This window comes from Vibrio sp. 1402 (assembly GCF_033340275.1).
Window position 1 is genome coordinate 1 of sequence record NZ_JAWOWE010000713.1, and the last position, 517, is coordinate 517.

General features: G+C 51.5%; 1 protein-coding gene. It reads right to left on the minus strand.

Annotated elements, in window-relative coordinates:
• The coding region (tsaB, locus tag R7044_RS28085) for a tRNA (adenosine(37)-N6)-threonylcarbamoyltransferase complex dimerization subunit type 1 TsaB (protein ID WP_225456376.1) at positions 1-517 on the minus strand (517 nt) is incomplete at both ends.

Sequence of the window (517 nt, forward strand, 5' to 3'; positions counted from 1 at the left end):
GGTACAATACCTCACTGTCTGCAGTGTTAAACGGCAGGCCCGCCAGTTCTTCCTGATACGCAGACCAACCTGTACCAGCTGTTGTCCACGTTTTAGAGTCAGCTTGTGCTTCTTCCGCCAAACGAGCTGGTGGAATCACACATTCTTCATCAACACCCATCCATTCGCCGTTTTCTTGGCGAGAATAACGTGCCCAGTAAACTTCGCTCATGCGCGCATCAATCGCTACAGCGACATCAGTTGCACCATGCAGGCGGTAGCTTGCTTGTGCCATCGCAGCCAATGTTGAAACGCCAATCATCGGCAGTTCTGCACCAAATGCTAGGCCTTGAGCGATGCCAATACCGATACGAACACCAGTAAAGCTACCAGGGCCACGGCCAAACGCTAGAGCATCCAAGTCTTGTAGAGTTAGACCCGCTTCTTTCAGCACTTCGTCAACCATTGGCAGCACTTTTTTCGTGTGGTCACGAGGTGCCACTTCGCTGCGTGAAATCACTTGGTCATTAACCAGTAG